The organism is Gelidibacter sp. (assembly GCF_053579655.1).
This window is the reverse complement of the sequence record NZ_JBMDWE010000008.1, coordinates 72825-96599: the sequence shown is the minus strand read 5'-3', so window position 1 is coordinate 96599 and position 23775 is coordinate 72825. Positions and strand designations below refer to the sequence as shown.

At 36.1% G+C, this 23775-nt stretch carries 27 protein-coding genes; 25 read left to right on the top strand and 2 right to left on the bottom strand.

The features are described from left to right. Positions 1-5 precede the first annotated feature (5 nt). The 25 genes from ACOH2D_RS06285 to ACOH2D_RS06165 all read left to right on the top strand — a co-directional run bounded on the left by ACOH2D_RS06285 (position 6) and on the right by ACOH2D_RS06165 (position 20517). Positions 6-545 (top strand): YceD family protein, encoded by a 540-nt coding sequence (locus tag ACOH2D_RS06285; protein ID WP_348036442.1) that lies wholly within the window; start codon positions 6-8, stop codon positions 543-545. A 9-nt stretch (positions 546-554) separates the two neighbouring features. Continuing rightward, positions 555-758: a 50S ribosomal protein L32 gene (gene rpmF, locus ACOH2D_RS06280; RefSeq protein ID WP_066430995.1), complete on the top strand. Its 204-nt coding sequence runs from the start codon at positions 555-557 to the stop codon at positions 756-758. A gap of 169 nt (positions 759-927) precedes the next feature. Beyond that, the gene (locus tag ACOH2D_RS06275; protein WP_348036443.1) at positions 928-1923 is read left to right on the top strand and encodes a beta-ketoacyl-ACP synthase III; all 996 of its coding nucleotides are present in this window, start codon (positions 928-930) and stop codon (positions 1921-1923) included. Between the two features lie 35 nt (positions 1924-1958). Beyond that, positions 1959-2435 (top strand): acetyl-CoA carboxylase biotin carboxyl carrier protein, encoded by a 477-nt coding sequence (accB, locus tag ACOH2D_RS06270; protein WP_348036444.1) that lies wholly within the window; start codon positions 1959-1961, stop codon positions 2433-2435. Between the two features lie 87 nt (positions 2436-2522). Continuing rightward, on the top strand, positions 2523-3875 hold the full coding sequence (gene accC, locus ACOH2D_RS06265; RefSeq protein WP_348036445.1) for an acetyl-CoA carboxylase biotin carboxylase subunit: 1353 nt from the start codon (positions 2523-2525) through the stop codon (positions 3873-3875). A gap of 225 nt (positions 3876-4100) precedes the next feature. Beyond that, positions 4101-5216 (top strand): NAD(P)/FAD-dependent oxidoreductase, encoded by a 1116-nt coding sequence (locus ACOH2D_RS06260; RefSeq protein WP_449534726.1) that lies wholly within the window; start codon positions 4101-4103, stop codon positions 5214-5216. Between the two features lie 122 nt (positions 5217-5338). Next, positions 5339-6025 carry a monofunctional biosynthetic peptidoglycan transglycosylase gene (gene mtgA / locus ACOH2D_RS06255; RefSeq protein ID WP_348062806.1) on the top strand — a complete coding sequence of 229 codons (687 nt, stop codon included), beginning with the start codon at positions 5339-5341 and terminating at the stop codon, positions 6023-6025. Continuing rightward, positions 6003-6476, top strand: coding sequence for a 3-oxoacyl-ACP synthase (locus tag ACOH2D_RS06250; protein WP_449534712.1), 474 nt, complete (start codon positions 6003-6005; stop codon positions 6474-6476). Before mtgA ends, ACOH2D_RS06250 begins: the two co-directional genes overlap by 23 nt. 674 nt (positions 6477-7150) lie before the next feature. Further along, positions 7151-8194 (top strand): IS5 family transposase, encoded by a 1044-nt coding sequence (locus ACOH2D_RS06245; protein ID WP_449534711.1) that lies wholly within the window; start codon positions 7151-7153, stop codon positions 8192-8194. Between the two features lie 153 nt (positions 8195-8347). Beyond that, a complete protein-coding gene (locus tag ACOH2D_RS06240; protein ID WP_449534710.1) occupies positions 8348-9712 on the top strand; it encodes a hypothetical protein in 1365 nt (454 codons plus the stop codon). Further along, on the top strand, positions 9690-10088 hold the full coding sequence (locus ACOH2D_RS06235) for a hypothetical protein (protein WP_449534709.1): 399 nt from the start codon (positions 9690-9692) through the stop codon (positions 10086-10088). The genes ACOH2D_RS06240 and ACOH2D_RS06235 overlap by 23 nt, the downstream gene beginning before the upstream one ends. A gap of 264 nt (positions 10089-10352) precedes the next feature. Further along, positions 10353-10751: a hypothetical protein gene (locus ACOH2D_RS06230; protein WP_449534708.1), complete on the top strand. Its 399-nt coding sequence runs from the start codon at positions 10353-10355 to the stop codon at positions 10749-10751. 84 nt (positions 10752-10835) lie between these two features. Further along, positions 10836-11432 carry a hypothetical protein gene (locus tag ACOH2D_RS06225; RefSeq protein ID WP_449534707.1) on the top strand — a complete coding sequence of 199 codons (597 nt, stop codon included), beginning with the start codon at positions 10836-10838 and terminating at the stop codon, positions 11430-11432. Then, the gene (locus tag ACOH2D_RS06220) at positions 11402-11833 is read left to right on the top strand and encodes a hypothetical protein (protein ID WP_449534706.1); all 432 of its coding nucleotides are present in this window, start codon (positions 11402-11404) and stop codon (positions 11831-11833) included. The genes ACOH2D_RS06225 and ACOH2D_RS06220 overlap by 31 nt, the downstream gene beginning before the upstream one ends. Next, positions 11834-12412, top strand: a complete 579-nt coding sequence (locus tag ACOH2D_RS06215) for a hypothetical protein (protein ID WP_449534705.1) — start codon at positions 11834-11836, stop codon at positions 12410-12412. It begins immediately after the preceding gene. A gap of 168 nt (positions 12413-12580) precedes the next feature. After that, a complete protein-coding gene (locus ACOH2D_RS06210) occupies positions 12581-13222 on the top strand; it encodes a hypothetical protein (RefSeq protein ID WP_449534704.1) in 642 nt (213 codons plus the stop codon). Between the two features lie 12 nt (positions 13223-13234). Further along, positions 13235-13639 carry a hypothetical protein gene (locus tag ACOH2D_RS06205; RefSeq protein WP_449534703.1) on the top strand — a complete coding sequence of 135 codons (405 nt, stop codon included), beginning with the start codon at positions 13235-13237 and terminating at the stop codon, positions 13637-13639. Positions 13640-13820: 181 nt separating this feature from the next. Next, complete coding sequence (locus ACOH2D_RS06200; protein ID WP_449534702.1) at positions 13821-14957, top strand: NAD(P)/FAD-dependent oxidoreductase; 1137 nt, start codon at positions 13821-13823, stop codon at positions 14955-14957. Then, positions 14954-15679: a methyltransferase domain-containing protein gene (locus ACOH2D_RS06195; protein WP_449534700.1), complete on the top strand. Its 726-nt coding sequence runs from the start codon at positions 14954-14956 to the stop codon at positions 15677-15679. The genes ACOH2D_RS06200 and ACOH2D_RS06195 overlap by 4 nt, the downstream gene beginning before the upstream one ends. 133 nt (positions 15680-15812) lie before the next feature. Further along, positions 15813-16865 (top strand): type III polyketide synthase, encoded by a 1053-nt coding sequence (locus ACOH2D_RS06190; RefSeq protein WP_348034832.1) that lies wholly within the window; start codon positions 15813-15815, stop codon positions 16863-16865. Between the two features lie 32 nt (positions 16866-16897). After that, positions 16898-17695: an SDR family oxidoreductase gene (locus tag ACOH2D_RS06185; protein ID WP_348034834.1), complete on the top strand. Its 798-nt coding sequence runs from the start codon at positions 16898-16900 to the stop codon at positions 17693-17695. Between the two features lie 49 nt (positions 17696-17744). Next, positions 17745-18206 carry a 3-hydroxyacyl-ACP dehydratase FabZ family protein gene (locus tag ACOH2D_RS06180; protein ID WP_348034833.1) on the top strand — a complete coding sequence of 154 codons (462 nt, stop codon included), beginning with the start codon at positions 17745-17747 and terminating at the stop codon, positions 18204-18206. Between the two features lie 142 nt (positions 18207-18348). Further along, positions 18349-19647, top strand: coding sequence for a beta-ketoacyl-[acyl-carrier-protein] synthase family protein (locus ACOH2D_RS06175; RefSeq protein ID WP_449534699.1), 1299 nt, complete (start codon positions 18349-18351; stop codon positions 19645-19647). Between the two features lie 46 nt (positions 19648-19693). After that, entirely contained in the window at positions 19694-19945 is a 252-nt protein-coding gene (locus tag ACOH2D_RS06170) for an acyl carrier protein (protein ID WP_449534698.1), read from the top strand. After that, positions 19945-20517, top strand: a complete 573-nt coding sequence (locus ACOH2D_RS06165; RefSeq protein ID WP_449534697.1) for a 4'-phosphopantetheinyl transferase family protein — start codon at positions 19945-19947, stop codon at positions 20515-20517. The genes ACOH2D_RS06170 and ACOH2D_RS06165 overlap by 1 nt, the downstream gene beginning before the upstream one ends. Here ACOH2D_RS06165 and ACOH2D_RS06160 read toward each other — a convergent pair. Beyond that, a complete protein-coding gene (locus ACOH2D_RS06160; RefSeq protein WP_449534696.1) occupies positions 20504-21433 on the bottom strand; it encodes an ABC transporter ATP-binding protein in 930 nt (309 codons plus the stop codon). The two genes, ACOH2D_RS06165 and ACOH2D_RS06160, sit on opposite strands and share 14 nt — an antisense overlap. A 73-nt stretch (positions 21434-21506) precedes the next feature. Continuing rightward, positions 21507-23672: a prolyl oligopeptidase family serine peptidase gene (locus ACOH2D_RS06155; RefSeq protein ID WP_348035833.1), complete on the bottom strand. Its 2166-nt coding sequence runs from the start codon at positions 23670-23672 to the stop codon at positions 21507-21509. Positions 23673-23775 lie beyond the last annotated feature (103 nt).

Here is a 23775-nt window from a genome sequence, read left to right as displayed (position 1 = left end):
TGATCATGAAACCCTTAAAAGAGTATACCATACAATTTGTAGGATTAAAATTAGGAAAGCACCATTTTGATTATCAAATCGATGAAAAGTTCTTTGAGCTTTTTGAGTATGATGATTTTAATGACGTCAATGTAGAAGTGGATTTGCTTTTTGAAAAGAAAACAACACTTTTAGAGCTACATTTTAAAGCCAAGGGCATCGTAAATGTTAATTGTGACACTAGCAATGAGCCTTATGATCAAAAAATTGAAGGCGACTTTAATTTGGTGGTTAACTTTGGAGATGAGTACAATGACGAAAATGAAGAGATTTTAATCATACCTCATGGCGAGTATGAAATAAATGTGGCACAGTACATTTATGAATTGATCATTTTATCCATGCCTATAAAACGGATCCATCCGGGAATAGCAGATGGTACTTTGAAATCAGAAATACTTGAGAAACTAGAAGAGTTGAGCCCAAAAGGCATAGAAGAAAAAGAAGAATCAGAGGATATTGATCCTCGTTGGAATACATTAAAAAAACTATTAACGGATAAATAACGATATAAAATGGCACATCCTAAAAGAAAAATTTCTAAAACCAGAAGAGATAAAAGAAGAACACATTACAAAGCAGTTGTTCCTACAATTGCAACGTGTCCTACTACAGGAGAAGCACACTTATTCCACAGAGCTCATTGGCATGAAGGAAAACTTTATTACAGAGGTCAAGTGCTTATAGATAACTCTGAAAAAGAGGAGAATTTAGCATAAGTATTATGCACGCATACAAGAAAGCGCTCACTCCTGAGCGTTTTTTTTTGTGGTTAATTTAAAAACAACTTAATTTGCATCTCATTTGACTGAATATTCAGTAAATTCAATTGGAATTTACTGATTTGGCCGATTTTGGTCAAATTTTAGGTCATTCTAATACAAAACAATGAGTAAAATCACTGCTGCAATTACTGCCATAGGTGGATATGTACCCGAATATGTGTTGACCAACCAAATTTTGGAAACATTAGTCGATACAAATGATGAATGGATCACCTCCAGAACAGGAATCAAAGAGCGACGAATCCTTAAAGAAGATGGCAAAGGCACTTCTTATTTAGCCATTAAAGCGGCTCAAGATCTTATAGACAAGAAAGGGTTAGATCCCAAAGAAATAGATTTAGTTATCGTTGCAACTGCAACACCAGACATGAAAGCTGCTGCTACGGCTTCTTACACCGCAACACAAATTGGTGCGACCAATGCGTTTGCCTTTGATTTGGAAGCAGCATGTTCAAGTTTTTTGTTTGGTATGTCGGTAGCTGCACGATATATCGAATCCGGAAAATATAAAAAAGTATTATTGATTGGTGCTGATAAGAATTCGTCAATGATTAATTACAAAGATAGGGCCACATGTATTATCTTCGGTGATGGTGCTGGTGCCGCTTTGTTTGAACCTAATTTGGAAGGGTTCGGTCTTCAGGACGAACTTTTGAGAAGTGACGGTAACGGAAGAGAATTCTTACAGGCTACATATGGCGGATCATCCTATCCATCAACTCCAGAAGCAGTAGCCGAAGGGAAACACTATATTTTTCAGGAAGGGAAACAGGTATTTAAGAATGCTGTTTTCAATATGGCTGATATTACAGAAAAAATATTGGTCAGAAATAATATTACAAAAGATGATATTGCTTGGTTAGTAGCACATCAAGCTAACAAACGTATTATTGATGCCACTGCAAGTAGGATCGATCTTGAAGAAAGTAAGGTCATGATGAACATTGAGAAATATGGAAATACCACGTCAGCAACATTGCCTTTACTTTTATGGGATTATGAAAAACAACTAAAAAAAGGCGATAAATTAATTTTCGTTGCTTTTGGAGGTGGCTTCACTTGGGGCTCTGTATATCTGACTTGGGCATATAATTCATAAACTAACTAACCTAAATATTTTAAAATCTAATTATTATGGATATAAAAGAAATTCAAAACTTAATTAAGTTTGTTGCTAAATCTGGTGCAAGCGAGGTTAAATTGGAAATGGACGATATTAAAATTACCATTAAAACTGGTGGTGAAGATAGAGGAGAAACTACAACTTATGTACAGCAAATCCCAATGGGTGCTGCCCCTGTTGCGCACGCTCCTGCACCTCAAGCAGAGGTGCCTGCTGTTGCAATACCTGTAGTTGACGAAAACTCAAAGTATATTACTATAAAATCTCCAATTATTGGAACTTTCTATCGTAAACCTTCTCCTGACAAACCAATGTTTGTGGAAGTTGGAAAATCAATAAAAGAAGGGGATGTTTTATGCGTTATTGAGGCCATGAAATTATTCAATGAAATTGAGTCTGAAGTTTCAGGTAAAATCGTGAAAATTTTAGTTGATGATTCCTCACCGGTAGAATTTGATCAACCGTTATTCTTGGTTGATCCATCATAACCAATTAAAAATTCCAATAAACAAATCTCAAAATCCAAAACCTGGAATTTGGTGCTTGGAATTTGAAATTTTTAATTTGAAGAGTCTATGTTTAAAAAAATATTAGTAGCCAATAGAGGCGAGATAGCACTGCGTGTTATCAGAACCTGTAAGGAAATGGGCATCAAAACGGTAGCGGTTTATTCAACTGCCGATGCAGAAAGTCTGCATGTTAAGTTTGCTGATGAAGCCGTTTGTATAGGACCACCGGCAAGTGCTCAATCATATCTTAAAATGTCCAATATTATTGCTGCTGCAGAAATTACCAATGCAGACGCGATACATCCTGGATACGGATTTTTATCAGAAAACGCAAAGTTTTCAAAAATATGCGAAGAGCACAATATCAAGTTTATTGGGGCATCTCCTGAAATGATTGAACGCATGGGCGACAAGGCATCTGCCAAAGCAACCATGAAAGAAGCTGGCGTGCCATGCGTACCGGGAAGTGAAGGTATATTGGAATCCTTTGAGCAAACTGAAAAGTTAGCAGTTGAAATGGGGTATCCGGTTATGCTAAAAGCTACCGCTGGTGGTGGTGGAAAAGGCATGCGTGCCGTTTGGAAAAATGAAGATCTTAAAGATGCTTGGGACTCAGCACGTCATGAAGCTAGAGCAGCTTTTGGAAATGACGCCATGTACTTGGAGAAACTTATTGAAGAGCCACGACATATCGAAATACAAATTGTAGGGGATTCTACTGGAAGAGCATGTCATCTATCAGAACGAGATTGTTCAATTCAACGTCGTCACCAAAAATTAACTGAAGAAACACCGTCGCCATTTATGACGGATGAACTTCGAAATGAAATGGGTTTAGCCGCGGTTAGAGCAGCCGAATACATTAAATATGAAGGTGCGGGAACAATAGAATTTTTGGTAGACAAACACCGAAATTTCTATTTTATGGAAATGAATACCCGTATTCAAGTGGAACATCCGATTACTGAACAAGTTATTGATTTTGATTTGATTAGAGAGCAAATACTTGTTGCTGCTGGTGTGCCAATTTCAGGTAAAAACTATACCCCAAAGTTACATTCTATAGAATGTCGAATCAATGCGGAAGACCCGTATAATGATTTCAGACCTTCTCCAGGAAAAATAACCACACTTCATGCCCCAGGTGGACATGGCGTGCGCTTGGATACGCATGTGTATTCAGGCTATACAATTCCGCCAAATTATGATTCCATGATTGCAAAGTTGATTACCACTGCGCAAACACGTGATGAAGCCATCAATAAGATGAAGCGTGCTTTGGATGAATTCGTTATCGAAGGTATCAAAACGACCATTCCATTCCATCGACAATTGATGGACAATCCAGATTATTTGGCCGGTAATTATACGACCAAGTTCATGGAAAGCTTTAAAATGGAAAAGCCAGTTGAAGAATAATATTAAGACTCCGAAAGTAATTTCGGAGTTTTTTTATTAAAACCGTAGATTTTATCTTGTAGTTTTTTTAATAAACAGTTGTCTTGTACGTGCAAAGCATCTGAAATTAGTCTTCGTTCTTGGTTCTAAAAGCAAAGCGGTCTTGCTTCTTTTATCGGTTAATACTGATATACATTCCAGGTTTTTAAAGTATCTTTTCAGTATAATTCATTTGTAAAAGCTATGATCAACCTTTCCTACTGGGAAATAAAAAGTTACCTCTCTAACATTGATTATACCATTGTTGGCAGTGGCATTGTTGGACTCAATTGTGCATTGCGATTGAAAGAACGCTTTCCGAAAGCCAACATTCTTATTTTAGAAAGAGGCTGTTTGCCGCAAGGTGCAAGTACTAAAAATGCTGGTTTTGCATGTTTTGGAAGCCTTAGTGAGATTTTAGATGATTTAAAAACACATTCTGAAGAAGAAGTCATTCAACTCATAGAAAAGCGTCGCAAAGGACTTTCTTTGTTGCGCCAAACCTTATCTGATAAAGCGATCGATTATCAACAACATGGCGGTTATGAATTGTTTGATCAGAAAGACCACGAAACCTACGAGTATTGTATGTCGCACATGGAGGCCGTAAATTCACTTCTAAAACCGCATTTTAAAGAGAAGGTATTTACAATCAAAAATAATCCTTTCAACTTTAGAAATATTCAAACTCAACTTAGTTTTACACCGTTTGAAGGCCAGATTGACACTGGCAAAATGATGCGATCCTTAACCGATTTGGTACTGAGCAAAGGTGTTTTAATCCTAAATTCTGTTTCTGTCGAGCATTTTGAGGAATTCAAAGAATATGTTCAAATTAAAACCAATCAATTCGAATTCAAAACGAACCGAATGTTAATTTGCACAAATGGTTTCGCTTCTAAATTGATAAATGTTGAAGTTAAACCTGCAAGAGCGCAAGTTTTGATCACCAAACCGATTAAAAATCTCCAAATTGAAGGCACGTTCCATCTCGATAAAGGGTTCTATTATTTTCGTAATATTGATGATCGGATTCTGTTCGGTGGTGGCAGAAATCTCGATTTTAAAACAGAGGAAACCACTGAAATGGGGCAAACAGAACTCATCCAAAACAAGTTGGAAGAACTTCTAAAAACCACCATTTTACCCCATACGCCTTTTGAAATTGAACACAGATGGAGTGGTATCATGGGCGTTGGAAGTGCTAAGAAACCAATCGTCAAACAATTGAGTTCTCGCGTATTTTGTGGCGTAAGATTGGGAGGTATGGGCATTGCCATTGGAAGTCATGTGGGCAGGGAAGTGGCTGATTTAATAGACTAATTATTCCTTTTCTTGCTTATCCCTTTGCGCAACTTCGTGTCTACTTTGTGTAACTTTGCGCGATAGTGACAAACATTTTGATGTACACCTTTCCAGATTCTAACTGAATCCTTTTAATTGCTATGATAAAAAAATTATTCAAATTTCTCTTTAAGCTTATTTTATGGTTATTGGCCATCCCTATTATAGCTGTGATCATTTTTAAATGGGTGCCAGTTCCAGCAACACCTTTGATGGTCATAAGATATTTTGAACAGAAAGAAACCGTTTGGAAACACGATTGGGTGTCTATAGACGAAATTTCAAAAAACTTACAGTTAGCAGTAATTTGTAGCGAAGATCAGAACTTCGTAAAACACAACGGCTTTGACATGAAAGCAATTGAAAAAGCTTTGGATTATAATCAGAAAGGGAAAAAAGTTAGAGGCGCAAGTACGATCAGTCAGCAAACTGCAAAAAACGTATTTTTGTGGCCACACCGGAGCTGGCTTCGAAAAGGATTGGAAACTTATGTCACATTCTTGATTGAATTGATCTGGTCCAAGGAACGCATCATGGAAGTGTATTTGAACAGTATTGAAATGGGTAACGGAATTTATGGAGCAGAGGCGGCCTCTCAATATTGGTTCAAAAAACCGGCTTCAAAATTGAGTAAAAGTGAAGCCGCCGCTATAGCTGCGATTTTGCCAAGACCCTTAAAATATCGGGCCAATCCACCAACTGCCTATATTGCCAATAGAAAGTTATGGATCATGAAACAAATGTCGTTTTTTGGAACTTTAAATTATGATTCTAGAGATGCAAAGTAATTTAAAAATAAAAGAGCAACTTTATACGCAATGCGCTGATTTTGTAGAAGAACGTCTTATAACCATCCAGAATCAAATTAGGGAAATTCAGGAATCGCTCAACTCAGAAACTAAAAGTAGCGCAGGAGACAAGCACGAAACAGGGCGAGCTATGTTGCAATTGGAACGTGAAAAGTCAGGTCAACAATTGGCGGAAGTTGAAAAATTAAAAGAAGCTTTATCTAAAATAGATGTGACCAAGTCTTCTGGAACAATCGGTTTGGGAAGTGTGGTGTTTACCTCAAAATCCAATTATTTTATTGCGATAAGCGCAGGGCAATTGGATACTGCATCGCATCAATTTTTCGCTATTTCTCCAAATACGCCAATTGGGTTATTGCTGATGGGAAAAAAAGCAGATGACGAAATTGTATTTAGAGATCAGCGTTCTTTGATAAAAATTGTTTTTTAAAAGACCTCACAGGTTAGGGAAACCTGTGAGGTCTGAAGCTGTAATTCCATTAAAAAACTACTGTCTTTTCTGGTTTCACGATTTTCTTTTTTTCTCCATTTCCTGTGTCAAATTATTCTGTATTTTGAAACATATATTATGTTTTAATCCTAATCAAATATTGTGACAATAATTGGTGGTATCTATAAATGATTAAAAATTTTAGGGTTACAAAAGCGAGATTTACAGGAGTTTATTGCCGATATTCACAATTTTGTTAACCAACATCTAGAACTGGCAACTTGGGAATTGACTCTGATGGTATGACTAAAAGGGTTAAAACCTTTTGTATAGAAGTCATCGAAGATGATTGAAGAATCCTTTCTAAACCTGTACATCGTATTTCTTTTTCCACTTTCAATTTCTGCACTGCAACCTTGGTCTCTGATCGATTTTACGGCCTTCCAGTACATAATTTACGGTAAAACCGTAACGTAATAAGCTGACCCTCAATGATATTTAACGTTTTATTAACAACCCACGCAGAAACATTGGACTATTTTAGAGAAATGTAAAAATCTATTGAATACAATTTTAAAGATTAAAGACCGTTGCAAGGGCAAACTGTTTAAAACAAGCACATAATAATCATTCAAATAGTTGATAATCAGTTATTTAAATCGTATTTTTAATGTATGAAATTACAGGAACAACCCACATTAGCAGACACAATCTGTGATTTGCGAGCGAGAAAGATAAAAACGACATTTTTCAGTCAGATCAATGCGTTAATTGATTGGGATAAAATCGAAAAACTCATAGATGCTGATTATTCCAAAGGAAAAAGCGCTGTAGGCAAACCTTCCTATAGCGGTCTGTTATTATTTAAGATGTGCCTTTTACAGAGCTGGTATGGATTGAGCGATTATGAAGTGGAAGACCGATTGAACGATAGTATCTCATTCAGTTATTTTTGTGGCATGCACATAGATGAAGTTGCTCCAGACCATAGCACCCTAAGTAGATTTAGGACCGCATTGACCAAAACCAAAACCTTTGAAAAGCTCTTCGGTTCTGTCAATGCCCAACTGGAGATCCACAATATAATTGTCAAAACGGGAATCATAGTGGATGCCAGCGTTATAGAAACGCCGCTTCGACCAAAAGGAAAGACCAATCACGAGGTAGCAGAAGACCGCTCGGACAAAGAGGTAGCAGTGAAAAAAGAGTATGCCGAAAGTGTTGATAAAGATGCTACGTGGCTAAAGAAAAGAGGGAAATATCATTTTGGTTTTAAAAAGCACCATGTTACGGACGAAGAAGGACTTGTTTTAGGAGTGGCAACCACCACAGCAAGTAAAAATGAGATAGCCAATTTAGAAGAAGTTCTGGAAACAGTCAACGTAGATCTACCAAAGGACATTCCATTAAAAGCCGACAAAGGCTATCAATCAAAGAAGAATGCAGTGTTATTGAAAAAAAGAAATCTAAAAAACCATATTCTAAAAAAGGCAAAAAAGAATAAACCGCTGACCCCGTGGGAGAAGAAGTTCAATAAGTTGATCGGCAAAACAAGATTCAAGGTAGAGCGAACATTTGGAGGAATAAAAAGATGGTTTAACGGAGGGTTGGCAAGATATCGGGGAATTGAAAAAATGCACACCCAAAACCTGATGGAGGCTATATGTTATAATTTGTATCGAAGTCCAGGGATAATTGCGTCCAATTGTAAAAATTAAGGAAAAAACAATAAGAAATTGAGCTCTAAAGTCAACAAAACGAAGTGAAAACTACTGTTTAGGATAAAAACCAATCAAAAATCCATCTGAAAAATGGATTGAGGTAATTTATTGAATTTTGCAACGGTCTTGATTTCTAATCCAACTACTTTTATGAAAAACATTTACTTACTCATTAGCTTATTTTTATTAGTAGGGTCTTGCCAAAAGGAGGATATTCATGGGGAGATTAATAACCTTTCATTGAAGGATCGTTTTAATCCTGACCATTTTATGGACGTGGTGCCCTATACATTTACAGTCGATTGGAATGGAGGGAATGAAGTATCACTATATGGTTTTGATTCTATTGCTGTGGAGTATCCTATTATCTATACTGCCGCACTAACACCAGAAACTTTAAACATTAAAAGTGATCTTAGCTTTAAATTAATGGTCATAGCCAATAAGGAGGCTCCTGAATTTTATATTAATAAATATGTCAATCTGGACAAAAGTGATTCTGACGATTTAAGCCAGTTTACTGGAAATATTCAAACCTTTGGCGACCATGGCGAAACGCTTGCTTCGCGATGGTATGATAAAGGAATATTTTTATCAGATTTAAAAAATCCCAGTGCGACTCGAGATTCGGACTTAAGTCAAAATAAAATGCCTTTGGAAAGAAGCTATATTATTGTGATAGTTAATTTTTATACAGATTGGTATAAAGAAGACGGTGGAGGCGGTTGGAGATATACGCATACTACAAACAATGGTTATACAGAAGAAGTTATTTGGAACCAAGATGATTATTATCTTTATGAATTCTGGGACCGAAGTGGCAATGTGGACAAGTCTGGAGGTGGAGGCAATGGGCCTTACGGGAGCACTTACACGGGGATAGTCTCGCGTGAGGAAGCCACAATAAAGAAAATTGAAGATAGGCGTGGCTATGAAATTAAAAATGAATTAACAGGGAAGGCCAATTGTGCCTATGACCATTTATTGCAAAGTGGAGTTAGAAATCCTCACAACCTCATTACAGATTTATTTATAGAATTCGGAAATGGTAATATTGATGGTAATGATTTAACCTTCTTAATGTCCACAGACCTACCAATAAATGTGGGAGGAAAAACCGAATTAGATAGTGATGGAAATTTTCAAATCCTGATTAACGCTAATTTAATGAATACATTGTCCTCGATAGAAGTAGCAGCTATCCTAGTTCATGAAATTTCTCATGCCTTTTTAGGAAAACAATATAACAACTCATACTTGTCTTTTAAAGACCTTTATAATCATTACATAAATGACAAAGGTCTTAAAAATTATAGTCATGATATCATGAATGATCAATTCATCAACAGAATGGCTACCGTTTTACAAAATTATGATAATCAAATCTTTTCTGATTTTGAGGATTATAAAATTTTAGCTTCTCAAGGAGTGTTTGACTTAACCTCCTCTCAAAAAAGTGTATTAAATACTATAAAAAATAAAGCTAGAAGTAATGATAAAAAATGCAAAGATTAATTATCTCAAAAAATATAAGTATGCTTTTGGAGCTTTACTGGTGTTCCTTTTCTGTTTTTTAATTCTATATAATTATTCTAGAAAGAAAGATATCTACATTTTATATGACAATTTTGAAGACTGCCAGAATGTTAGAGAATATGAAAAATTGATGTATTATGGAATGTGTTACAAAAATGATGAAATCTTTTTCAAAAAAGATAAAAATGAAAAAGAATATGAAATAAATGATATTAAAAAATTTAAGTTAATTTCTAAAGATGAATTTTTCAAAATAGATTTTAACAAGTTTAAAGATATGAACTTAATTCTAATTATAAAAAAGGATAAAGGGTATGAAATTATCAATGTCAAACCAATAAAAATTATAAGTTAAATTATAAAAATACAGACCACAACACGAATATAAAAGCAATAGCGGAGTTAGTACTTAACCAAAAGTAATTTTATAAATCTAAGTAAGTAATAAGCCGAAAGGTTGTGCATTAATCCCGCTCCTGCGTTTATACTAATCGTTGTAAAATATTTAGGAGAATCTAAACTGAAATTGAGAAATTGAAATATGATACTTGACAATATATTGGTGCTGTTGATGTTTTAACTAAAGCGGTAAATTGTTCAAATTAATACTATAAAAACAATGAAAAATTTTATTCTAATTAATTTCATTATAATCCTCTTTTCAACGATAAGCTTATCTGCTCAAGAAAAGCAAAAAGATACCCTTTATTTTGATTATTCAGAAAATTATATTCTAATATATGATGTCACTCCAAATAAAATTTACATCGTAGATAGTAGTGATGACGGTACATTTTTTTTCGAAAAAATTGACATTAAAATTAATAAAGATCCTAAAGAAATTCTTTGTCTTGAAAAATATATCCGATCATCAAAATATTATGATAAACATAAAAAAGTGAGGCTTAATGATTATAGGCTTGCGGAGCCTTTGGACAATTATACCATCTATTTGGTCAAAAAGACCAACAACAAAGTTGAATACATCCATGTTCAGCCCAATTTTGAAATTGAATAATAGGAAATTAAACTATCGTGTTCAGATAATTGATTAGGATAAAAAGCTGACGATATAAATTAATTTACCAGAAATATTCAAACCATGGACGACCATGGCGAAACGCTTGCTTCGCGATGGTATGAAAAAGGCACGTTTTTATCAGATTTAAAAAATCCCAGTTCGACTCCAGATTCGGGCTTAAGTCAAAATAAAATGCCTTTGGAAAGAAGTTATATAGTGCTGATAACATTCCATGTTACAGATTGGTATACACAGGACGGTGGAGGCGGTTGGAGAAAAACGCATACTACAAACAATGGTTATACAGAAGAAGTTATTTGGAACCAAGATGATTATTATCTTTATGAATTCTGGGACCGAAGTGGCAATGTGGACAAGTCTGGAGGTGGAGGCAATGGGCCTTACGGGAGCACTTACACGGGGATAGTCTCGCGTGAGGAAGCCACAATAAAGAAAATTGAAGATAGGCGTGGCTATGAAATTAAAAATGAATTAACAGGGAAGGCCAATTGTGTTTATGGGAAATTAATAAATTCAGCTATCAATAATCATAATATTATTACTGAAACTTTCTTGTATTTTGGGAAGGGAAATCCATTTAATAGCAATCTGATTTATAAACTCGAACCTGATTTTTTTTTAAGGATATGGTTACGGATGGAAATCTGCCACCACTAGGTCATTTTGAAAAAATTGGGAATGATTATATTATAAGTTTAAATAAAGATAATCTTCACAATAGAGCTCCTTTAGAAGTTGCCAGAACCATTTTACATGAGTCTGTACATGCTCTTTTAAGAAATCATTATATTAATGCGACTAATTCATTTGTGGATTTATTTGGTAAATATATGAAAGAAAAGACAGGTTCAAATGATATAACCCATGCAATTATGAGGGACAATTATATTCCAGCAATTGCAAATGCTTTAAAACAGTTTGATAACAATCAGGAAAACATCTCATTCTATGAAAGTATAGCTTGGGATGGATTACATCAATTTTTGTCACAAGAAGAAAAGGATAGAATAGCAAATAATAAAGTCAAGGCTAGGAATAGAGGTTTAAACTGTAATTAAATGAAATCATTTGTAAAAAAGATACTCATATTAGTTGGTCTGATTTGCGTTGCTCTTTTTTTTATTTATAAATCAGACCTCAAGAGTGTTTTTATGAAGGATAAAATATACATCGTTTTTGATACTCAAAAGGATAAATATGTACCTGTTGATTGGAGCAAGTATGAAAGTTTATTTACAGAGAATTTTAATCCGATGATGATTAGGGAGAATATTTCAGACTTATCTAAACTTAGTGATGAACAAAGATTTAAGTTTGATAGCATACACGATGTTCTTTTCAAATATCCAAGAAAAACAATTCAAACGAAAAATGGTGTTATGGAATATAGTGTGGGTGTTGCCAATAATTTAGCTCTTGGTTTTATGGTATTGGACAGCAGTAAAATAGAGGTGAAGAAGGTGAAGGGTTTAAATGTAATTTCTGTAGATTCACTTATAAAATTAATTCCTGAATTGCATTATGCACTACCTCAAAGGAAATCAAAGGATGTAGACCAGGAGTTTTATTTAATTGTACAAGATCAAGGAAAAGCAATGAAACTAAGAGTTGTTCCATTTGTTAGAGAATATGACTAGAAAAATGGGAACAAACCTATATTACAGGATGTTTTGTGAGTTTTTACCTATAATGGCTAAACAGAAGAAGTTATTTGGAACCAAGATGATTATTATCTTTATGAATTCTGGGACCGAAGTGGCAGTGTGGACAAATCTGGAGGTAATGAACCTTACGGAACCACTTACATGAGGATAGCCTCCCGTGAAGAAGCAACTATAAAAAAAATCGAAGACAGGCGTGGCTATGAAATTATTAATGAGCTTACTGGGAAAGAAAGATGTATAAATAAGTTGCTTAGTGAAGGCGGAGCAAACTTTGTTAAAAACCTCCTTAAGAATTTTGAGGGGCAATCGGAATTTGATATTAAAATTCAGTCTCAAGATAAGATTGTATCTCAAAAAACGGGGAATGAAATAAATGGTGAGACATGGCCGCCTGTAAATAAAACCATTTTACATGAATATATACATGCTGATATTTACAGAAAACTAAATACTAAATATAGTGCAAGTGGCAAATTAGACTTCAAAAAGACCTATACTGCTTATGAAGATCAACATGAGGCAATAGGTGCGCTTTATGTGAGCAGTATGAGAGATGCTTTAAAACATTTTCATAAAAATGTCCTCACGGAAGATTATAATAAATATATCTCTTATTATGAAGAAGTTCCCAATGACGATTTTTATGAAGCTTTAGCTTGGAGAGGGTTAAAAGAGCATAATGTGAAAGCATGGACTGATCTATCTACTGAAAGGAAAGAAGAAATTAATAATTTATCTCTTAGAGTCGATTTTTTAACACAAGCGGTAAACTGTTCAGATTAATACTATAATACTATGAAAAAATTAATTTTATTTAATGTACTTATATTCCTTTGTTCAACATTAAGCTTATCTGCTCAAAAAACACAAAAGGATACATTGTATTTCAAATTAGATGAGAAGTATATTTTTGCATCAAAATATGACAAAAATTTCTATTTATTAGAAGATAGCAGTGATGTTGGGAGAGGTACATTTTTATTTCAAATAATTGGAAACGAAAGTAATAAAAACCCAAAAGAAGTTCTTTGTCTTAAGAAATATGTTCGTGCCTCAAAATACTATGATAAGCGCAAAAATGTTAAGCTTAATGATTATAGACTTTGGGAGGACTTGAATAATAATACAATCTATTTAGTTAAAAAAAGTAAAAGTCAAGTTGAATATATTCGAGTAATAGCCATTGTTCAAATAGAATAATCATAAATTTAACGGTATTGTTCAGATGATACAACTGCATTCTTGAATTTGCTTCCAATGCGTTTAACTTTTAATAATGTGACAAGTTCATTCAGATTTATCAGAAAAAGAGAAACAATTTAAGTAATAAAGAACATTTTAATGACTGCATTGCGTGTATCTTTAAGAAAACTATTGCTAGGTGTCATTAAAAAGTTATTACGATGTCGTCATTATTGGAGGAGGCTTGGCGGGTTTGTCTGCTGCTATCCATCTGCGGAAATATGATTTTAATATCCTTCTTATTGAGAAAAACGACTATCCCAAGCACAAAGTTTGTGGTGAATATATTTCAAGTGAAGTGCTTCCGTATTTGGGTTATTTGGACATTGATGTGTTCGCCTTAGGAGCCAAAAACATCACGAAATTTGAAGTGTCCACCACCCAAAATAAACTAATTTCTGCCGATTTACCGCTGGGCGGATTTGGCATCAGTCGTTATGCCTTGGATTATGCGCTCTATTCCAAAGCCATAGAAATTGGCGTGTTGGTTGTTCAGGATACGGTTGGCGACGTTCAGTTTATAGAGGATGAATTTAAAGTGTCCACTAAAAATAATGGACAATTTTGCTCTAAAATCGTAATTGGTTCATATGGCAAAAGAACCAACTTGGATGTAAAACTGAACCGAAAATTCATCAAAAATAAATCACCTTATTTAGCCGTAAAAACGCATGTTAAAGGCAGTTTTCCTGAAGACTTGGTCGCTTTACACAATTTTGAAGGTGGTTATTGTGGGATTTCTAAAGTGGAAGATGATAGCATTAATCTGTGTTATATAACCAATTTTGAAGCTTTTAAAAAATATAAGGATATTGACGAGTTTCAAGAAAAAGTGCTTTTCAAAAATGTCTATTTGAAGTCAATTTTTGAAAACACTACGCCAGTTTTTGAAGCGCCTTTAACGATTAGCCAGATTTCTTTTGATCGTAAATCGCCCGTGGAACAACATATGCTCATGTGTGGCGATTCGTCAGGCATGATTCATCCGCTTTGTGGCAATGGCATGAGCATGGCGCTTAGAAGTGCGCAAATAGCATCCGAACTGATAATTGATTACCTTAATAAAAAAATAACCTCAAGGGATGTATTGGAAGCGTCCTATCAAAAAGCATGGAACAATGCATTTCAAAACCGCTTAAAAGTTGGTCATGTCGTCGCCAATTTGTTTAATAATAGCACATTGTCAGAAATATCACTAAGGATGCTCAAAATAATGCCGTTTTTAGTACCACTGATTATCAAACAAACCCATGGAAAACCGATGTCTATAAAATGAGTTTTTTAGTTGATACCACTTATCGCACCGAAGCAGTTGAAATCATGGACGATTTTTCCATTGATGGCGTCATGCTTCACGATGCGCTCGACAAATTGGCGATCATTAATAAATTGCTCGGTGGTAATGGCGTGACGCTTGATGGCCTTAAAATCTTATTAAAAAATCATTCCAAAGATATTCCTATTACGATCGTCGATTTAGGTTGTGGCGGTGGCGATATCTTAAGAAGTATTGCTGCATTCGGAGAAAAAGAAGGTTATAATTTTCAACTGATTGGCGTGGATGCCAATAAAAATGCCACGGATTATGCCGAAACTTTATCCAAAGACTATGAAAATATCAGGTTTGTGCATGTAGATGTGTTTTCAGATGAATTCAAAGCGATACATTATGATGTGGTGATAACCACTTTATTCCTCCATCATTTTAAGGAAACACAAGTGTTACAATTATTGAAACATCTATTAAAAACGGCCACAATAGGTGTTGTCGTCAATGATTTGCAAAGGCATCGATTGGCTTATTACCTATTTAAGTTGATTACTATTCCTATTACAAATAAAATGATCATTGAAGACGGATTGACTTCAGTGTTGCGAGGTTTTAAAAGAAAAGAGCTTGTCGCTTTATCAAAACAACTGAACATCAGGTATCAATTGAAATGGAAATGGGCGTTTCGTTATCAGTGGGTTTTGTGGAGTTCAAAAGTTATGAGTTGAGGAGTTGAGGAGTTGAGGAGTTGACGAGTTGACGAGTTGAAAAAGGAAGAGAGGAAGATATGGAATTTGTGAAATACAGGTCAATTCTATGAGCGTATTTATTTGAGATAATTAGTGAAATTAGTGTCAAAACATGAAAGTAAAAATAATAACAGTCGCCAAGCAATTACCAAAATACACTCGAGAAACCAAGGATATTATTCCGTATTTGAATTTGTGGTTAACCGGGCAGGAAGAACGCTTTCAACGGAAAGTGATCAAATTGTTTGAGAATGCTGGTGTGGATCGCCGTTACTCTATTATGGATGCTGAGGAAGTTTTTTTAAATAGTTCCTTTCAAGAAAAAAATGATATTTATGTTCGCGAAGTCATCAAGTTGGGCGAACAAGCGCTCTTGAAATCTTTAGAAAAAGCAAAGCTTCAGCCTACTGATATTGACTACATCATCACAGTAAGTTGCACTGGGATTATGATTCCATCTTTAGATGCTTATCTCATCAATAAATTAAAAATGCGCCAGGATATTGTGCGTTTGCCAGTCACTGAAATGGGCTGTGCCGCTGGCGTTTCGGGAATTATTTATGCTAAGAATTTTTTAAAGGCAAACCCAAATAAACGTGCAGCAGTTATTGCAGTAGAATCGCCCACCGCAACTTTTCAACTCGATGATTATTCTATGGCCAACATTGTAAGTGCCGCAATTTTTGGTGATGGTGCGGCTAGCGTGATTTTGTCGTCTTATGAAGATGAAGAAGGCCCAGAAATCCTTGATGAAGCCATGTACCATTTTTATGACGCCGAACAAATGATGGGTTTTAAATTGGTTAATACCGGTTTACAAATGATTTTGGACAAAGCGGTTCCCGAAACTATTTCGAGTCATTTTCCACAAATTGTCCGCCCATTTTTAGAGCGTAATCAAATGACTATTGAAGATGTTGATCATCTTATTTTTCATCCGGGAGGGAAAAAAATTGTTCAAACCGTTGAAGACTTGTTCGGTTCCTTGGGAAAAAATATTGAAGATACCAAAGAAGTGCTTAAATTGTATGGCAACATGAGTAGTGCTACGGTGCTTTATGTGCTAGAACGTTTTATGGATAAAAATCTGCCTGGAGGCGATATCGGATTGATGTTGAGCTTCGGACCTGGATTTTCAGCACAACGCATTTTATTAAAATGGTAACTAATGTGAGTTTCACTGACGTGGGAAATATGATGACTAAGGAATTTGAGGATAAAAATTATTGGGCGCTCATTTTGGGTGGCTCTAGTGGTTTGGGTTTGTCAACGGCTAAAAAGTTGGCGCAACATGGCATGAATATCTGTATTGTCCATCGCAATCCGAGAGCGCAACAAGAAGCTATCGAAATGGAATTTGATAGCATTCGTAAAACTGGGGTGCAATTTAAAGCATTCAATGCAGATGCATTTAAAGTGGAAAAACGCAATGAAATGCTTTCAGAATTAAAAGTGATTTTAGGAGAAAATGGCCGAATTCGCACTTTGGTTCACAGTGTCGCCAAAGGCAATTTAAAACCGATGCTTTCAGAAAATCTGCCCATTTTAAACACGGACGATTTCAATTTGACGATCAACGCCATGGCCATCAGTTTATACGACTGGACGCAAGCAATTTTCAATTCAAATTTGTTTGCTGAAGATGCACGAATTATAAGTTTTACGAGTGAGGGAAATACCAAAGCCTGGAAAAATTATGCGGCAGTTTCTGCAGCAAAAGTAACATTGGAAGCGATTACGCGAAATATTGCCTTGGAATTTGCGCCCTTCGGAATTCGTGCCAACTGCATTCAGGCTGGCGTGACGGACACGGCCTCTTTACGAATGATTCCAGGCAGCGAACAACTTAAAGCCCATTCATGGCAGAGAAACCCCTTTAAACGCCTGACGACGCCAGAAGATGTGGCCAATGCGGTTTATCTGTTGAGTAAAGATGAGGCAACCTGGATTAATGGTTGCGTGATTCCTGTAGATGGTGGCGAACATATTTCATAAAAAATAACAACCTTTCAGGTTTTTAAAACCTGAAAGGTTTCTGAATAAAATGACAAAAGAACAAATCATCAATCTATTACCATATCAACCGCCATTTCAATTTGTGGATGGCCTTGATGTGGTTTCTGATGAAGGCATCACAGGTCATTATATCTTTAAAAAAACCGAATATTTTTATAAAGGACATTTTAAGGATAAACCAATAACACCCGGTGTTATTTTAACCGAGTGTATGGCGCAAATAGGCGTTGTTTGCCTAGGGATTTATCTGATGAAAGATCAAATTTCTGAAAATTTTCAGCCACAAATTGCATTGACTTCAAGTCAAATCGATTTTTATTTACCGGTTTTTCCTGGCGAAAAAGTGACCGTTGTTTCAGAAAAAGAAGTGTTTCGGTTTAATAAGTTGAAGTGCAAAGTGAAAATGTATAATGAAAAAAGAGATTTGGTATGCAGAGGAAGGATTTCGGGAATGATGGATTCCTGCGAAGGCAGGAATCTTGAAGTTTAGAATAACAAAACTACATTTATGAATGATTTGTTTTAATCTATAATATTTTAATATAAACTCAAAGTCTAGTGACCGCTTTCCGTGGAAATAGTTTTAACCAGGGATAAAAGCTTTATAGAATTTAAATTGTAATATTTAATTAATGAGATTCCCACCTTCGTGGGAAGTAAACATGAATAGAGTCGTCATCACAGGAATGGGAGTTGTTGCGCCAAATGGTGTTGGTTTGGAGGTGTTCCAAAATGCTATCAAATCGGGCATTTCAGGAATTACCTTTCATCAAAATCTAGCAGATCTTAATTTTTCCTGTTGTATTGGTGGTATTCCTCAAGTTTCCGAAGAAAAAAAGCTAGAATATCTCACAGCATTGCAACTGCGAGGATTTAATAGTTCTGGCATTTTATACGGCTGTATGGCGGGAATGGATGCGTGGAAGGATGCAGGTCTCGAAATCGATCCCGAAAGTGAACTCGATTATGACAGTGGTTGTGTTTTTGGAACTGGAACTTCAGGTGTTGAAAAATTCAGGGAAGCCATTTATAAATTGGATGCCGGAGAAGTGAAACGTTTGGGAAGCACCGTCGTTTTACAAACGATGGCCAGTGGTATTAGCGCTTATCTTGGTGGTATTTTAGGTTTGGGGAATCAGGTTACGACCAATTCTTCGGCATGCTCTACTGGAACGGAAGCTATTTTAATGGGTTTTGAACGGATTAAAAACGGACAGGCCAAACGGATGTTGGTGGGCAGTTGCAGTGATGATGGCCCTTATATTTGGGGCGGATTTGATGCCATGCGGGTCATGACTTATAAGCACAACGATACGCCAGAAGAAGGCTCACACCCAATGAGCGCTTCGGCAAGCGGTTTTGTGCCTGGCAGTGGTGCAGGCGCGCTAGTTTTGGAATCTTTAGAAAGCGCTTTGGAACGTGGTGTTCCAATTTATGCCGAAGTTTTAGGTGGTCATGTCAATTCTGGCGGACAACGTAATGGTGGCACTTTGACCGCGCCGAATGCGGAGGCTGTTCAACGCTGTATCATAAAAGCAATTGAAAGTTCAGGGATTAAATCAGAAGATATTGATACCATCAACGGGCACTTGACTGCGACTTCCAAAGACAGTCTCGAAATTGAAAACTGGACGATAGCATTAGATCGAAAAGGGGCCGATTTTCCTTATGTCAATTCTTTAAAGTCGATGGTTGGGCATTGTCTCGCTGCCGCCGGAAGCATCGAAAGTGTGGCGACAGTCTTACAGTTAAAGGAGCAGTTTGTTTTTCCAAATATCAATTGTGACGATGTGCATCCGGAAATTCTAGAGTGCATTGCTGAAGAAAAAATCCCCAAAAAAATGATAGAAAAAGAACTGAATATTGCCGCAAAAGCAAGTTTCGGTTTTGGAGATGTCAATGCATGTATTATCTTTAAAAGGTATAATTAACTAATAGATATAGAAATTTCCAACTATATTAAGAACATAGAATCGCATGAAAAAAGAAGACTTAATTGCCAAATTAAAAGCCATTGTCGAACCCTATGTTCAAGATGAAGAAGCTTTTGAAAATCTGTCAGAAGACACGACGTTTGTGGGCGATTTAAAAATTAATTCTGCCAATTTAGTGGATGTGATTTTGGATGTGGAAGATGCCTTTGATATTCGGATCGAAAATGAAGAGATGGAACAAATGCTTTCCGTTAAGGCGGCCATGGCGATCGTAACCTCAAAAATTGCCAGCTAATGATTGGCAACGATATTGTCGATTTGGAGTTTGCGAAATGTAATTCCCGATGGCAAGAACAACGATTTTTGGACAAGCTTTTTATTAAGGAGGAACAGGACTTTATTCTGTCAGACGGGAATCGATTTCAAAACATCTGGCGTTTATGGAGCATGAAGGAAAGTGCTTATAAAATCATTTCGAGAGCCGATGGTATGGTTCGTTTTAATCCGAAGGATTTTTGCTGTTTTACCACGAATGCCACTAAAGGATATGTTGTCTTTGATAATAAAGTGATCCCTACAGTTTCTCAATCAACGGAGAAGTTCATTCAAACAACGGCTTTTTTAGAGCAGCGTTATATTTCTGAAGTATTTCAGTTCTTAAATGCGGATTCTAATCTGCAAAATCAGCAAAGCAATCAGAAGGCTGTTACGGCTTATGCCCTATGGATGAACCTGTCTCAAGAAACTCTTGCAATCATTAAAAATGACAATGGCGTCCCACATTTTTATAGCAACGGTCGCTTATTAGCAGCTCAATTATCGCTCACGCATCACGGTCATTTTGGAGCCTTGGCTATTGCCGTTTGAGAATTTCAAGAAAGACTTTTGAGTTTATTTCTAATGCAGTTCGATTCTCAAAATAAATAATATCATCCTCTGTATGCGCTTCAATCAAATAATAGTGGCCTTTAAAATAATTATGGTAGACATCAACTCTTAAATCTGATTTCTCAACAATTTTAAGTTGATGTGCATAGATGATGTCATCATTGAGGAGATTAAACTCGCCAAAAAAGGATGCGGTTAAGGGCATTTCTGGGTTTTTATAAAGTTCCTGAGGCGATTTATTGGACATAACGATTGAATCGTGCAGAACAATCATTCTATCCGCAAATCCCAACACATCTTCACTGTCGTGCGTAGCCACAATACAGGCGATGTTTTTTTCTTTTAAATAATTAAATACGCTTCTGCGTAAGGATTGTTTCTGAAAGTTATCAATATGACTGAAGGGTTCGTCCAACAAGATGATTTCGGGCTTTTTTGCCAAAGCTCTTGCCAAGGCCACACGTTGTTTTTGTCCGCCACTTAAGGTCTTCACTTTCGTTTTTGCGAAATCGGTTAATTCAACCACTTCCAAAAGTTCTGCCACACGTTCTTTTTTTTCTTCTGGAAAGAAATTGGACAGGTGTTTGCCAATGTTTTCTTCAACCGTTATAAACGGCATTAAATCGAATTCCTGTGCGACATATTTCATAAAATCATAGCCTACCACAAGATTGTATTTTGGGCCTAAAATTTCGGTGTCTTCCCAAAAAATATAACCTTCGTTCAAATCATATTCGCCGTAAAGCAATTTTAAAAGCGTGGATTTTCCGGAGCCGCTTTCGCCAATAATAGAAACATGTTCGCCTCTATTTACCGAAAAGTTGATATTACTAAGGACAGGGGAACCTGTGTTTTTTGTATTATAAGAAAAGGTAAGGTTATCGACTTTTAGCATGGTAATTTTATAATAAAAACCTGTCACTTCCGATACTTCGGAACTGACAGGTCTGAAATCAATTCTGAATTATTTATCCTTTTATTTTTGCATTGGTTTTATTAGGAAGCACCTCATAGCCCATATTGTAAAGCGTAAAACCGAAAATATCAGCATACTCTTCAATGGTCTTGCTTACAGGAGTTCCGGCACCATGGCCAGCATCGGTTTCAATTCTGATCAACGTTGGATTGTCGCCAGTTTGTTTGCTCTGTAATTCGGCCGCAAATTTAAAACTATGCGCAGGAACCACGCGGTCATCATGATCGCCTGTGGTGATCATCGTTGCAGGATATGCCACACCTTCTTTAACGTTGTGGATAGGGGAATAGCCTTTTAAATATTCAAACATTTCTTTGTCATCTTCAGATGTTCCATAATCATAAGCCCAACCAGCTCCTGATGTAAAGGTGTGGTAACGTAACATATCCAATACGCCAACCGCTGGAAGTGCTACTTTCATTAAATCTGGGCGTTGGGTCATGGTTGCACCAACTAACAATCCGCCGTTTGATCCTCCACGAATCGCTAAATAATCTGACGACGTGTATTTGTTGTCAATTAAATATTCTGCGGCAGCGATAAAATCGTCAAACACATTTTGCTTTTCTTTTTTGGTACCGGCATCATGCCATTTTTTGCCATATTCTCCACCACCACGGATATTAGGAACGGCATAAATACCGCCTTGTTCCATCCAGACCGCATTGGCAATGTTAAATCCAGGAGTCATAGAAATATTAAATCCGCCGTAACTGTATAAAATGGTTGGGTTTTTACCATCAAGTTTGACACCTTTTTTATAAGAAATGATCATTGGTATTTTAGTACCGTCTTTTGAAGTGTAGAATATTTGCTTGCTTTCAAAATTGTCGGCATTGAAATCGATAGCTGGTTTTTTATAAACTGCAGAAACACCACTTTCAGGATTCAAAGTATAGATAGTACCTGGAGTGATATAGTTAGAGAAGGAAAAATAGAGTGTTTTATCTTCTTTTTTACCACCAAAACCGCCAGCACTTCCAACCCCTGGAAGTTTGATTTCTCTATTCAACTTGCCGTCATAATCATACTGCAATACTTTAGAAACAGCATCCACCATATATCTGGCAAAAATATAACCACCACCAGTAGAAACGCTCAATACATTTTCTGTTTCAGGAATGAAATCCTTCCAGTTTTCTGGACTTGGATTTGAAGCATCAACAGTGACGATTTTTTGATTTGGCGCATTTTTATTGGTGATTAAATAAAGCGTGCTTCCTACGTTTTCAATGACGCTGGTATCGGTATCGGTATTATCTAAAATGGTAATCATTTTACCATTCGGCTGTGATAAATCTTGCATTAATAGCTTTGTGCCAGAGGTAGAGCTTCTTGGGTAGATGAATAGATATTTACCATCTTCAGTAACGCCACCACCAACATAACGGTGTTTTTGCTCAGCAGTGCCACCATAAATCAATTGGTCTTGTTTTTGTGACGTTCCTAATTTATGGTAGAAAAGCTTGTGTTGATCAGTTTTAGCTGAAAGCTCACTGCCTTTAGGTTTGTCATAGCTTGAGTAATAAAAGCCATCGTTGTCCTTCCATGAAATACCGCTGAATTTAACATCGACAAGTGTATCTTCAATTTGTTTTTTGGTGTCGACATCCAAAATAATGACTTTACGCCAATCGCTTCCGCCTTCAGAAATTTGATAAGCAGCAAGTTTTCCGTTTTTAGAGAAATTAAGACCCCCCAATGAAATGGTGCCGTCTTTACTAAACGTATTCGGATCTAAAAAGATCTCATCGTTATCTTCTCCAGTTTTCTTTCTGTATATAACCGATTGGTTTTGTAAACCATCATTTTTGTAATAATAAGTATAATCGCCCTCAACGAAAGGAGCGCCGATTTTTTCGTAGTTCCAAATTTCTGTCAATCGATCTTTCAATTCTTGACGGTATGGGATTTGTGCTAAATAATCGCCCGTAACTTGATTTTGAGCTTTTACCCATGCTCCGGTTTCTTCACTTCTGTCATCTTCAAGCCAGCGGTAGGGATCATTTACTTGTACTCCAAAATAAGTATCAACGGTATCCACCGTTTTGGTTTCAGGATAAGTCACAGCAATCGCATTGGATTTTTTAAGTTCGTTTTCATTTTTGCAAGCGGTAATTGTAGTAAGAACGACCATTGCAAGCGCTAATTTTTTCATAAAAGTAAACGTGTTAAATGTTGAGTTCCAAAAATAAACAAAAAAGCCCCTACAAACAGGTGTAAGAGCTTTTTTAATATAATGTTAAGACATCTATTTCTTA